Annotated in this window: 13 protein-coding genes; 7 read left to right on the top strand and 6 right to left on the bottom strand. The window is 26.1% G+C overall.

Features of this window, described 5'->3' with window-relative positions; genetic code table 4:
• Positions 1-47 precede the first annotated feature (47 nt).
• A complete protein-coding gene (locus EXC60_RS03080) occupies positions 48-2,198 on the bottom strand; it encodes a Tex-like N-terminal domain-containing protein (RefSeq protein WP_024543890.1) in 2,151 nt (716 codons plus the stop codon).
• Between the two features lie 76 nt (positions 2,199-2,274).
• Between EXC60_RS03080 and EXC60_RS03075 the strand changes: the two genes are divergently transcribed.
• On the top strand, positions 2,275-2,526 hold the full coding sequence (locus EXC60_RS03075) for a TM2 domain-containing protein (RefSeq protein WP_024543889.1): 252 nt from the start codon (positions 2,275-2,277) through the stop codon (positions 2,524-2,526).
• Positions 2,527-2,599: 73 nt separating this feature from the next.
• On the opposite strand, the gene EXC60_RS06960 is transcribed toward EXC60_RS03075, so the two are convergent.
• Positions 2,600-3,061 carry a hypothetical protein gene (locus EXC60_RS06960; RefSeq protein ID WP_024543888.1) on the bottom strand — a complete coding sequence of 154 codons (462 nt, stop codon included), beginning with the start codon at positions 3,059-3,061 and terminating at the stop codon, positions 2,600-2,602.
• Between the two features lie 488 nt (positions 3,062-3,549).
• On the opposite strand from EXC60_RS06960, the gene asnA reads away from it, so the two are divergent.
• The 3 genes from asnA to EXC60_RS03055 are packed head-to-tail and all read left to right on the top strand — an operon-like array spanning position 3,550 to position 6,248.
• On the top strand, positions 3,550-4,530 hold the full coding sequence (asnA, locus tag EXC60_RS03065) for an aspartate--ammonia ligase (RefSeq protein WP_024543887.1): 981 nt from the start codon (positions 3,550-3,552) through the stop codon (positions 4,528-4,530).
• 9 nt (positions 4,531-4,539) lie between these two features.
• On the top strand, positions 4,540-5,712 hold the full coding sequence (gene metK / locus EXC60_RS03060) for a methionine adenosyltransferase (RefSeq protein ID WP_024543886.1): 1,173 nt from the start codon (positions 4,540-4,542) through the stop codon (positions 5,710-5,712).
• A gap of 5 nt (positions 5,713-5,717) precedes the next feature.
• Positions 5,718-6,248: a methylated-DNA--[protein]-cysteine S-methyltransferase gene (locus EXC60_RS03055; RefSeq protein WP_024543885.1), complete on the top strand. Its 531-nt coding sequence runs from the start codon at positions 5,718-5,720 to the stop codon at positions 6,246-6,248.
• Here the strand turns inward: EXC60_RS03055 and EXC60_RS06955 are convergent.
• Together EXC60_RS06955 and EXC60_RS06950 are read right to left on the bottom strand one after the other, a co-directional pair.
• The gene (locus EXC60_RS06955; protein WP_024543884.1) at positions 6,245-7,507 is read right to left on the bottom strand and encodes an MAG4530 family protein; all 1,263 of its coding nucleotides are present in this window, start codon (positions 7,505-7,507) and stop codon (positions 6,245-6,247) included. The two genes, EXC60_RS03055 and EXC60_RS06955, sit on opposite strands and share 4 nt — an antisense overlap.
• 9 nt (positions 7,508-7,516) lie before the next feature.
• Positions 7,517-8,443, bottom strand: a complete 927-nt coding sequence (locus EXC60_RS06950; RefSeq protein ID WP_024543883.1) for a hypothetical protein — start codon at positions 8,441-8,443, stop codon at positions 7,517-7,519.
• A 187-nt stretch (positions 8,444-8,630) separates the two neighbouring features.
• On the opposite strand from EXC60_RS06950, the gene nrnA (EXC60_RS03040) reads away from it, so the two are divergent.
• Positions 8,631-9,617, top strand: coding sequence for a bifunctional oligoribonuclease/PAP phosphatase NrnA (nrnA, locus tag EXC60_RS03040; protein WP_024543882.1), 987 nt, complete (start codon positions 8,631-8,633; stop codon positions 9,615-9,617).
• Positions 9,595-10,587: a bifunctional oligoribonuclease/PAP phosphatase NrnA gene (nrnA, locus tag EXC60_RS03035; RefSeq protein WP_029670534.1), complete on the top strand. Its 993-nt coding sequence runs from the start codon at positions 9,595-9,597 to the stop codon at positions 10,585-10,587. The genes nrnA (EXC60_RS03040) and nrnA (EXC60_RS03035) overlap by 23 nt, the downstream gene beginning before the upstream one ends.
• A 12-nt stretch (positions 10,588-10,599) precedes the next feature.
• On the opposite strand, the gene EXC60_RS06945 is transcribed toward nrnA (EXC60_RS03035), so the two are convergent.
• Together EXC60_RS06945 and EXC60_RS03025 are read right to left on the bottom strand one after the other, a co-directional pair.
• A complete protein-coding gene (locus EXC60_RS06945) occupies positions 10,600-11,103 on the bottom strand; it encodes a hypothetical protein (protein ID WP_198433440.1) in 504 nt (167 codons plus the stop codon).
• Positions 11,104-11,281: 178 nt separating this feature from the next.
• Positions 11,282-12,559 carry a hypothetical protein gene (locus EXC60_RS03025; RefSeq protein WP_024543879.1) on the bottom strand — a complete coding sequence of 426 codons (1,278 nt, stop codon included), beginning with the start codon at positions 12,557-12,559 and terminating at the stop codon, positions 11,282-11,284.
• 170 nt (positions 12,560-12,729) lie between these two features.
• Here EXC60_RS03025 and EXC60_RS03020 point away from each other — a divergent pair, with 170 nt between their 5' ends.
• Positions 12,730-13,239 (top strand): hypothetical protein, encoded by a 510-nt coding sequence (locus EXC60_RS03020; RefSeq protein WP_024543878.1) that lies wholly within the window; start codon positions 12,730-12,732, stop codon positions 13,237-13,239.
• Positions 13,240-13,245 lie beyond the last annotated feature (6 nt).

The following is a 13,245-nucleotide window of genomic DNA, read 5'->3' as shown; positions in this document are numbered from 1 at the left end:
CTAATGTTTTAAATATTACGAATTTAATTATATAACAAAAAAAATTTTTATCAAATAATTTGCCCATGAATTCTATTGCGTTCTAAATCAATGTCTAAGATTTTAATTTGAACAGTATCACCAATGTTTAAAACATCAGATGGTTTGTTGATAAATTCGTTTTCAGTGCGTTTCATATGTGAAACATGAACTAAGACACTTTGTTTAATTCCTATAAAAACAAATGCACCAAAATCAGTTAAATTCAAAACTTGACCAGATATAATTTGTCCAACATGCAAATCTTCAGCTTTTGTAATATTCTCATTTATTGTAAATCCAGCTTTTTGGTCTCTTATATCTTTGCCTGGATTTAATAAAGAATCAATAATTAAATTCAAATCAAATTCATTGATTTTAAGATCATTCATAATCTTATTTTTATCAATATTTTGTAAAAGTTTTTTATCAATTTGACTTAAATCGATATTTAAATATTTAACTAATGAATCAGCAAGTTTGTAACTTTCTGGGTGAATATTTGTTTTATCATAAAAAACATTTGAATTATAAAGTCTTAAAAAACCGATTGCTTGTTCATAAACTTTATCACTAATTCCTTTAATTTCCTTAAGTTCTTCACGGTTGGTAAATTCTTTGATTTTATTTCGATGCTCAACAATTTTTTTAGCTAATGTTTTTGTTAAGCCTGAAATATATCTGAGAATATATTCACTTGCAGTATTTAGGTTAACTCCAACTTCATTAACTACCTTATTGACTTTAAATTCTAGCTCATTTTCAAGCATTTTTTGGTCTACATCGTGTTGATATTGCCCAACGCCAATTGCTTTAGGATCAATCTTAACAAGCTCATTTAATGGATCTTGATATCTACGACCAATTGAAATTGCAGATCTTTCTTCAACAGATAAATTTGGAAATTCTTCAATTGCATTTTTTGAAGCAGAATAAACTGATGCACCAATTTCAGAAACTACTAAACATTTTGCATTTTCTTGCCCATTTACTTCTTTTCTTCAATTTAAAAGGTTTGTAATAAAATCCTTAGTTTCATGGCTCGCAGTTCCATTACCTATTAAAATTAAATCTGATTCATATTTGTCTAACAATTTATTAACAATTTCTTTAGCTTTATCCAAATTAGGTTTTGGTGGGTTAGGATAAATAATTGCTTTTTCTAAAAAATTACCATTTTCATCTAAAATAGCGATTTTACAGCCATTAACGTAAGCGGGGTCAATTGCCATAACTTTTTTGTTTTTGACAGCAGGTGCAAGTAACATTTGTTCGACGCTTTTTGCAAATAATTTAATTGCTTCAGCTTCTGCTCTTTCAAATAAATCGGTTTTAATTTCTCTAATAATAGAAGGATATATCAACCTTTTTAAACTATCATCGATTGAATCATTAATAATAAATGCTGTTCTTTTGTTCACAAAATATTTGTTCCTAAGCTCATATTGAATAGGCTTTTCATTAAATGAAATATCATAAGATAAAATCTTCTTATCAGCGCCACGTGAGATTGCTAATATTCTATGGTTTGGAATAAATTTAACTCTTTCTTTAAAATCATAGTATTGTAAAAACACTTGTTTTTCATCATTAGCATCTTTTTTAACCTTAGCTTCAATAGTTCCATAACTAATTAGATTATTTTTAACAAATTCCCTTGTGGAAATATCTTGAGAAATAATTTGTGCAATAATGTATTTAACTTGTTCAATTATTTGCTCAGTTGTTGTTAGTTTATCATTGAAATATTTTTTGCATTCATTAAAAACATTAAAATCCTGTGATGTTTCAGACATAATTTTTTCAGCCAAAGGTAAGAGGCCCATTGCAATCGCTTCAGAAGCTTTGGTTTTCTTGCCAATTTTGAAAGGTTCATAAATGTTTTCAAGCTCTTGTTTTGTGCTTGCATTTTGAATTTTTAATTTTAATTCATCTGTTAGTAGTTTATTTTCTTCCAAAATATTCAAAATTGCTTCTTTTCTTTTTTCTAATTCAACATCATATTTATAAAGTTCTTCAATTTTTGCAATTTGTTCTTCATCTAAACCTTCAGTAATATTTTTTCTATATCTTGAAATAAAAGGAACTGTACATCCTTGTTCTAATAACTCTAATGTTTTTTCAACTTGAATATCTTTAAGTTGCAATTTCTTCGCGACATTTTTGATTGATAAATTCATATTTCTCACTCCTAATTGATTTGCTAATATTATAATTTAAGTGTTTAACAAATTAAAAATATTTGAGGAGTAAAAAATGAATAAATCAAACCAACAATTTTCTAATTCTAATGTAAATGCATCACCAAAAAGTAGGCTTGCATTAACTCTGCTTGCTTTTTTCTTAGGATATTTGGGAGTTGATAGATTTTATGGAGGAAGAATTCTATTGGGAATCTTGAAATTACTGACTTTTGGATTTGGGGGGCTTTGAATACTTATTGATTTTATTTTAGCAGTGTGTGGTGTTCAAAAAGATGAAAATGGAAGAAATATTTCCAATTGGTAATCTAAATTTGAAAAATAAAAAACTAGCTTAGAAAGACTATTCATTAGATTAGTAACTAAACTAGTTTTTTATTTTAGTAGTTTGGTTGATTGTTTTGATTATTTACATTATTTTGTTGTTCTGAATTATTAAATGTTGCATTTTGTGCAACAGGAACATCTTTTTTGCAAACAATAATGAATAAACAAATCAAGGCCATTAAAGGCAATACGAAAATGCCTATTAAAAGTAAGATGTAAATAATGTTATCTCCACTTTCTTTTTTAGTTGCTAATCCTTTAACTGCAACAACTATTTCTAAAACAAATGTTGCCAAACCTATTGGTAAAATAAAGACTGCACAAACAAGTACACCAATTAAATAAGGCATAATTTTTGTTTTTTCAGCTTCGCTTAGATTTTTTCAGTCTTTATATCTTTCAAGACCAATTGCTGATATTGCTGAAACCGCTAGTCCAATTATTGCAAATGCTAAAACTAGTTCTACAAAATACAAAATAATTGCACTTTTGCTAAGTTTTTTAATGTTTTTCATTTCCCCTCCTTGTATTAATAAATAAAAAAGATATAATTATTATACTATATAATCAAAGAAGAGAGAAAATGAAAAAAATGTTACTTTTAACAATCAAAACTAACAAATTGTTAATTAATGAAAATCTTAAAAAAATTAGGCAGACTAATGTTTATATGAGGTTAATTTAGTTAAAAAAATTATTAATTAATTATTTAAAATGAACTTTCTTTCCTTAATAGAGCTCTCTTTCACTTTTTTCTCTTAATTTGTATATCAAAAATTTAGTTATTGCTCAGTTGTTAAATAATTTCTCATTATTTTTCTTCCTTATTTGATAATTGTTAGATCATGCTAAAAATAGATATTAATCTTGGCTACTATTTAAAAACTTTCTTGTTAAGTAGAAGGTTAAAGACAAGGTGTAATGGCAAAAAGTCATTGCATTTTTTATTTTCTGCTTTAATAAATTAAAAACTAAGGGATGCAATATAATAATCTAAGATAATATGACAAAAGAAAAACTTACTTTAAAAGAAACACAACTTGCAATTAGCAAATTAAAAACATTATTCTCAAACAAATTAGCAAAAACATTGAATTTGCATCGTGTTAGCGCTCCTTTATTTGTTTTAAAGAAAACCGGCTTAAATGACACATTAAATGGAGAAAGACCAGTTAGTTTTACAATTAAAGATTTAGATGGTGAAATCGAAATTGTTCATTCACTTGCTAAATGAAAAAGAAATGCTTTAAAAAAATATGAATTTTCAGTTTATGAAGGCTTATATGCTGATATGAATGCAATTCGTAAAGAAGAGGATTTAGATGAATTTCATTCACTTTATGTTGATCAATGAGATTGAGAATTAATCATTAAAGAAAGTGATCGCAATATTAGTTTTTTAAAGAAAATTGTTAAAAAAATTTATAACTGTCTTTTATATACTGAAAAAGAAATTAACAAAATATATCCACAACTTTCAAATAAATTAAGCAAACAAATATTTTTTATTACTGCAAAAGATTTGTATAAAAAATATCCAACTTTAACTCCAAAAGAAAGAGAAAATGAAATTGTTAAAGAAAAAGGATCAGTCTTTATTATTGAAATTGGAAATAAATTAAAAGATGGAAATCCACATTCATCAAGGGCAAAAGACTATGATGATTGAACTTTAAATGGTGATTTAATTGTTTATGATAAGTTGCATAATTGTGCAATGGAATTAAGTAGTATGGGAATTAGAGTTAACAAAGATGCTATTATCAAACAATATGGGACTAATGAAAATGAAATTTCTTTATTAAGCAAATATCACAAAAATATAATTGACAATGCATTGCCTTTTACAATTGGTGGTGGAATTGGTCAAAGTCGAATAGCAATGTTACTTTTAGAAAAACAGCATATTGGAGAGGTTCAAGTTAGCGTCTGAGATGATAAAAACTATGAAAATGCTAAAAAAATGGGAATTAAATTTTTATAAGGAGAAAATATGAAATATTTATTAACTTCAGAATCAGTTGGTGCAGGCCATCCTGATAAAATTTGTGATCAAATTAGTGACGCAGTTGTTGATAGTTTATTAAAACAAGATAAAACATCAAGAATTGCATGTGATGTCATTGCAAATGATGACTTTATTTATATTGGTGGTCAAATTACAACTAAAGGTTATGTTGATACAACAAAAGAAGCTTGAAAAATTTTAAAACCATTAGGTTATAAAGAAACTGACTTTAAAATTATTAGTGCTATTATTCCTCAAAGTCCAGATATTGCAATGGGTGTTGATAAAAATGCTAATAAAGAACTGGGTGCAGGCGATCAAGGAATTTTGTTTGGCTATGCAACTAATGAAAATAAATATTTTATGCCTTGGCCGATTGTTTTAGCACATGAACTTGTTAAAAGAGCGGAATTTTTAAGAAGAAACAAAAAATTTCCTTATGCAAAAGCTGATATGAAATCACAAGTAACTATGGAATATGATGATCAAACTGACAAAATTCTAATTAAAAAAGTACTTATGTCAATTCAACATGACGAAAATTTTAATGAAACTAAATTCAAGAAATTTGTAAAAGAAAATATTATTGACTTTGTTGCAAAAGAAAATAATTTTAATTTAGATTATGAAATATTAATTAACCCAACAGGTAAGTTTGTTATTGGAGGGCCTAAAGGAGATACCGGACTTACTGGTAGAAAAATTATTGTTGATACTTATGGGGGATTTGCACATCATGGTGGTGGTGCATTTTCTGGCAAAGATGCAACAAAAATTGATCGTTCTGCTGCTTATATGGCAAGATATATTGCTAAAAATTTAGTTGCTGCTAATGTAAATAATAAGATAGAAATTCAACTTTCGTATGCAATTGGTTTGCCTAGACCTCAAAGTATTTATATTGATACTTTTGGAGATAATAAATATTCACAAGAATTTTTGATTAACTTAATCAATAAACATTTTGATTTAAGTGTTGAAGGTATTATTAACACACTAAATTTATTAAATGTATCTTATTTACCATTAGCGACTTTTGGTCATGTTGGAAGACTAGATTTAGATTTGCCTTGAGAAAAATTAGACAAGGCAAAAGAAATTGAAAATGATATTCATTTATACAATGAAAATCAAACTAAGCTTAAAACCAATAATTAATCATTATGAAACATTTCGCGAAATATGAGTCTCCAATTGGAACACTTTTGTTAGAAAGTGATGATGAATTTATTACTAAAATCGAGTTAGTAGATGATAAGAATCTATCGCAGGATATTGAAGACGAATCTTCAAATTTTGTTTTTTGCAAAGTGCAATTATGACTTGATACTTATTTTAAGAATAAACAAGTTTTAGCATATCCCAAAATCAAATTTATTGGTACTAATTTTCAAAAGCTCGTTTGAAAAAGTTTACAGGAGCTTGCAACATTTGGTCAAACAATTAGTTATAAAGATTTGGCAAATAGCATAATCATAACAACAAAGCAAGCAAAAATGTCATGTCAAGCAATTGGCAATGCAGTTGCTAAAAATCCATTATTAATTATTGTTCCTTGCCATAGAGTTGTTGGTTCAAATAAAACTCTAACTGGATTTTCTTGTGGAATCGATGCAAAAATTTATCTATTAGAACATGAAAATAAAATTTTGAATAAAAGCAATACTAATAAATTAAAATGAAAAGTTAACTAAATTGATAATTTACTTAGAAGATAATATCTAACATCTATTTGTTTTTTCTCGTTTACTAAATATGGAAAATACGTTAAAAGTTTTGCAACATTTGGACTAATAATTATTTTTGAATATGCAAGCTCTCTTTCTTCTTTAGTATCAAAATAAATTTTGAGAGACGATAAACTTTTAATGTTGCCAAGTGACAATAATTCTTTATATAAATCGTCTTTGTTTTGCAACAAATTGTTTATATTAGAATTTATTGCTTTTATTTGCTCATCGTTTACAATTTTCTTGTATATGCTAAAAATTTTTCTATAAATTCAAGACAAATTATTTTCTTTAAGAATATTGAATACTTCGGATTTAAAAAAATTATCTAATCTGCTCTTGTATTCTTCGTCATCAAAAGAATATGTTGCATTGTTGGTGAAATACTTAACAAATAAATTTGAAAGACTATTCAAGATAAATGTTTTAATTATATTCTTACTATAAACAATTCTGTCAGTTAAAAGAAAAGCTAAATCTATAACTGATTCTTTTATTTTTTCTTGTGAGATACCTACATTAAAAACACAATCAAATATTTGCACATACTTCATAGCAATCTGTCATGTTAATTTAGGTATAAAAACATCATTTTTCTTTCTAAAAAACTTCGCTGCAAATAATTTTGGTTGCAAGATTTCTATTTTATGATCATTAATAGCTAGTTTATAGAAGATATTGTCCATCTCAATTTTTAAATTATCGTTTTTTAATAAAGAAAGATCATTTAATAAGTATTTGTTAGATATTGACATCGAAATAAAATCCATATCATTGGCTTTTCTATAAAAATTGCTATTTGACCATAAAATAGACATACTACCATGTAATGCTAGCCCTTTTCTTGAAAATGTTTTAATAATGTTTATTGTTTCCTCGTCAATATAATTATATTTTTTTCAATTAAATGATAATTTTAGTAAAAACATCACTGCAAAAAATGATTTAAATATGTTTTTCTTTAGAAAAAAATTAAAATAAAATTTTAATATCCAACGAATTAATAAATATATTGTAAAAATTGCAGCTAGAATGATGCTACAAAGTGATTCTCAATTTTGAAAATTCTTTCCAAATACAAAATATGTTATTGCAAATGATGAAAGAAAGAAAATAGGATAAAGAAATAATATCTTCAATATAAAAAATAAAATATAAAATCTTGTCTTATATTTCTTTTTCATTAAATCCATAAATTCATCAAACTTCTTGAATTCAATCATAAAGAAAGCTTAATATCCTCCAAAATAATCTGTGTTTTGGCTATCAGAATATTTTTTCTCTGCAATCAAGTAAAGAGAACGTAAATCAGTCTTTATATCCCTAATAGAATTTCTTAAGCGTCAATATGAAGGTCTTATCTTATCTAATCAAACAACTTCATTTTTTAGTCTTAATCATAATTTATCTAATTTTTCAATAATGGATTTCGTATATTCATAGTTAAAATTATTAGCAATCCCAATAATATTGGGAATAAACCTATCTGTAAAAGTTGCTGTTTGATCTGCAATAAATCATCCAAAACTAATTATTGCTTGTCCAAGCTTTAATATACCATCAATTTTTGGAAATCCAGTATTAACTTCAATTTCCGTTAGTGGAAGCAAATACGTCCCTATCCATTCTGCAATTTTTTTAGCAGCATCATTAAATCCTTTTATATTATTTAATGTTTGAAAGTATCTTGCTCTGCATTGGCTTCAACAATCATTATCAATAAATTTTTCTACTCAACTTTCATAAACATAATATCCCCAATCCCAAGAAGTAAGTGAATATGCAACATTTAGTTGTGAAATATTTTTGTTTTCATTTTGTTTAATGATAGTATCAAGCATATTAGACTGTTTATCCAATAAATTAATTACTTCATTTATATCCTTAATTTCCCTAACTTTATATGTATTGCTGTTAATGCTATTGTTTTGCATATTAAAAACATTGCGACATTCAGATGCATTCGGATGATTTATAGCATCTTCTTTTCATTTTTGTAATTCATTAACAATCAATTGTAAAAACTTACTATCTTCAGCAGTTTTTACATCCTTTTTAAAGATGTCAGTAATTTTTTGTCTTACTTCATCATTTAATATATCTGCAAAGGAGTTTTCCTTTTGCTGTTGTTGGTTTACCAAAACTATTTGTTCTAACATTTTCTCTCCTGTTTTCAAATAATGTTAATTAACTTATACTCATTATTATAACAATTAAATTTGAATCATTACTATTGTTAGTAATTCCACTAAATTAATACTTTATAATATTAATTGCATGGTAAGTTTTATTGTTGTTTAGACAATTAACTTACATAGAATCTTTTAAAATTATAGGAGATAAATAATGGCTAAAAATAATTGAAAAACTGCATTTGACGCATTAGAAAAATTTGATAATATTTTTATTTTTCATCATATCCGTCCCGATGGCGATTGCTTGGGTTCACAATTTGGACTAAGGGAACTATTAAAAACCAACTATCCAAATAAAAATGTTTTTGTATTTGGTGATGCAATTGGTAATTTTCCATTTATGACTTGAGATTTTGATGATGAATCTAAAATCGACAAAAAATATTATGAAAATTCACTAGGTGTTGTTGTTGATGCGAATAATAGTAATAGAATTCAAAATGCAGAATTTTTATTAGACAAAAGATTTACAAAACTTTTAAGAATTGACCATCACCCAGTTGATCCTGATATCAATTACGATTTTACTTGAGAGGATAATGAATATGTTGCTTCTGCTGAACAAATTGGATATATTGCTATGCAAGCAAAATGAAAAGTAAGTGATGCTGCAGCTAGATATATTTATTTAGGAATTAATACTGACTCAGGCAGATTTCAATACGACTATACTCAAAAAAGAACTTTTGAAGTCATGGGTTATTTACATTCAGCACCACATTTTAAAGTTTGAGATATCAATTTACCTTTATCATATCGCGATGAAAGAAAAGTTAGATTTTCTGCTTATGTTTTATTAAACTACAAAAAACAAGGCAAAGTATTATATTTCCATGTAACAAAAAAACTACAAAAAAAATTTAACCTATCTGAAAACGAAGCAAATGATGTTAATGTATTAGCTAACATTGGTGATTGTAGAGTTTGAGTATTTTTTATTGATTTAGATAATGGTGATATTAGATGTAGGATAAGAAGTAATAGTGTCTTTATTAACAAAATTTGTGAAAAATATGCTCCTGGTGGAGGCCATGAAATGGCCGCAGGTGCAACGGTTCACAACAAACATGAAATGAAAGCATTAATTAACGATTTAGAAAATGAGGTTATAAAATATGAACAAGATAACAATAACTAAAGAAAAATTAGATTTGTTCAAACAAATTGAAAATAAAATTAAGCAATATGACAATATTGTAATTTATCACCATATTCGCCCTGATGGAGATTGTTTGGGTTCACAATTTGGAATGAAAAATCTTATTTTAGAAAACTTTCCTAACAAAAAAGTTTATGCCATTGGAGATTCAAAAAATTCATATCCATTTTTAGATTTTACAATGGATCATATTGAACTAAAACCTATGCCTTCATCGCTAGCCATTATTGTTGATGCAAATTTCAAAGAAAGATTAGAATCAAGAATCTATCTTGATGAAAAAATTTTTACTGATGTTATTAGAATTGACCACCATCCTAACGATGATGATTTATATGCATCAATTAGATGGATTGAACCAGAAGCACCAGCTGCAGCACAGCAAGTTGCTGAGCTTGCAATGTGTTTAAACTGAAAAATAAATGCTAAAGCAGCAACTTATTTATATTTAGGAATTTATACAGATTCTGTAAGATTAACAACAAATACCACAATTGCTAAAACATTGTCTATTGTTGCTAATTTATGAGAATGCAATGCAAATAAAAATCTAATTCACGATGAACTTGCTAAAAAAACATTAAAAGATATCAAAATTAATGCCTATGTTCAACAAAATATGAAAATCTCAAACCAAGTTGTTTCATTTTATTTTGATCTAGAAAATCAAAAAAAACTAGGTATTTTAGACCCTTTACAAGCTAATAGACCTTCACTTTTAGCAAATATTGATGATAATAAAATTTGAGTATTCTTTACTCAAGAAGCAAAAGATCAAATTAGATGTGAATTTAGATCAAATGGTGCTTGCGTGAGAAATGTTGCTTTAAAATGAAATGGTGGAGGTCACCATAGAGCATCAGGTGCTCAAATTCATGATGAAAAAAATATTCCACTAGTAATTAAAGACTGTGAAAAAGAAGTCTTAAATATAGCAGAATATGAATAAATAGGCTAAGTCCTATTTTTTATTTTGCATTTTAGCTAACTTAGCACCTTTATATAATTTTCTAAAAAATCTATTGATTTTAAATAATGATATTTTTTGTGTTTTACAAATATGCGTAAACAAAAGTCAATCATAATAAAATTCATTTAATAAACCTTTATTATTTAAAGTTGATTCAAAAATCTTCTTGTATATGTTGTTTATATCTTTAATCTTTTCAATTTGAGAATTTAAAATTATATTTTTAATTTGTAAATCAAATTCTGAAGGTTTGTTTTTAATAAAATGTCTATATAAGATTAGCAAATAAATTGAATTAGAATATATCTTTTTTCTTGTTATACTATTTACTATTAAATACAATTCCATACAAATAAACAAAGCAAAAATATTTAAAGTTTGATAAATCGCATATACAAATATGACCGGCATAGAGAAATTATGCTTCAAATATATGATCAAAAACATTAGTGATATTACATTACCCGCAATTGATGCAGAAAGACTAACAAACATTATTGGCATATAGTAAAAGAAGTTATAATCATCAAATTTATTTAATACGCGTAATTTTCAAAAAAAGTGTTTAACAACCTTTTTTGTTTTAAAATATGTTAGTGGAATTAATAGTCACATGAGCATACTAAATAAAACAAATAGATAAAAATATAATGGGTTACTATTCATAAAATCTTTACCCTAAATTATCCTCTTTAATATCGTTTGGTAAACTTCTTATATATCATCCTTTGTTTTTATCATGAACCTTTATTAGTTTATACATTAGCAAATACTGATTGGGCATCGCTAACATTTCTTCTAATGTATAAATTTTATTTTCGTCTAAATTCTTAAATAAAATATTTTGTCCGCCATAGCCGTCTTCATGGTAATCACCATGTTGTTTCGTTTCTTCAATAACAACAAATATATTTCTTTCGCGGAAATTTATTCACCTACTTATAAACCCTTTTGACAATGTATGCATTTTATCCCTTAAAGAAATTATTTGTCTTATTTCATTTTCGGAAGCTATTGCAGAACGAATATTTTGTATACCACTCCAAATAGCAAGAATAATATTTAGTTTATTTGTAAGATTGGAACCATATATCTTATCAATTCTTGTGTAAGACTTAGAAAGTAATTTCTCAACGCCTAATTGTCCATAACCACGAAACGCCACACTAAGTGCTTTCAAAAGGTTTTGATTATTATTATTTAACTGTTTTAATTCAGTTACATACATTTCTAATGCAATTTGAATAGCGCCAATTGCAAAAGAAGCTAATGAAAGATGAGGAATAGCTGTTAAGGCAGGCGGAAAAAATATACCTACCATTGTAGTTGCAACAATAGAAGCCGCTAGTAATATTTGCAAAAGATTCAAACTATATTTTATGGTTTCAATCATTTCAATTTTTTTTAGTAATGGTTTTAAAATAATTTCATATTCATTTAGAATTCCTTCTAATTGTTTTAATTCTGCATAAATTTTCTTTGATGAAACTTCACTACTATCATTTATATAATGTTCAGGATCTGTTTCAAGTCTCTTCTTTTCTTTCAAATCATTTTTTAATTGCTTTTTGCTTTTGTTTTCATTGCTTTTAGCTCTGATTATGTTTTGTATAGTTGAATCAAAAAATGAATCTAAATGTTCATTAACAAACTTATCATCTTTTAATTTTTCTTCAATAATATTTTTTTGTTCCTTTGTGGTAGCAGAATTTCTCATAACTTCTTTAAAAAAGTTCTTTTTTTCTTCTAAAGTTAATGTTTCGAAACGTTTTTGATAAAGTCCTTTGCCATTTACAATTTTGTTTATCGTACCTTCCTGGGCGTTGATAAAACTCAACAATTTTTCTAAGTTTTTTGTATCGATATTTTCATTGGGAGTATTTGTTGAACTAACATTCACAATTTGTGGCAAACTAGAAATAGTGTATAAAAGTTCTTTTAAAATAGTCATATTTATTTTTTATCCCCTTAAAATGTATTACAAATAATTATAAGAAAACTTTTAATAATAAGGACAATTATGTTTGATTAAGTTAAAACATAGGTTTGATAATTAAATTTTATTTTTTAATATTAAAATATTAATTAGCCACAAATACAAATTTAAATTTAAAGGAGCAAATGAAAGATAAACAATTTAAATTTGAACTTTTACCTAATGATATTAAAGAAAATAGATTTGGTTTTATAAGTATTCGAGGTATTGTGCAAAGCAAAACAAGTACTTTATGTCCAAGCTATCAAAATGTGATGAGAAGAATCAATTCAACTTCTGGGATAGTAATGAAAAATCATAATGCGTATAATGAAAAAACTGGATATATTGTTTGTATCAGCAAGCCTGAAGAAATTGAAATGGATATTCATAATATAACTAATCAAAAATTAAAAGAAATTGCTAAAAAATATTTGCTAGAGAAATACTATGCATCATTTGAAAATAATTTGGGTTTTTGGTATGAAAATGGAATTTTACATATGGACTATGTATATATAATTTTAGATAAGATTGAAGCATTAAGATGAGCATTAAAGCATTATAAATTATTCATTTTCGATCTTCAAAATCAACAAGAAATTGACTTAGAACCATATGATAGGGTCAAACGAAAAGAATTTATGGATTGGTAAGGTTCA

This window comes from Metamycoplasma salivarium, assembly GCF_900660445.2.
In the GTDB taxonomy this organism is placed as follows: Bacteria; Bacillota_I; Bacilli_A; order Mycoplasmatales; family Metamycoplasmataceae; genus Metamycoplasma; species Metamycoplasma salivarium.
This window is presented reverse-complemented; position numbering and strand designations above follow the sequence as displayed.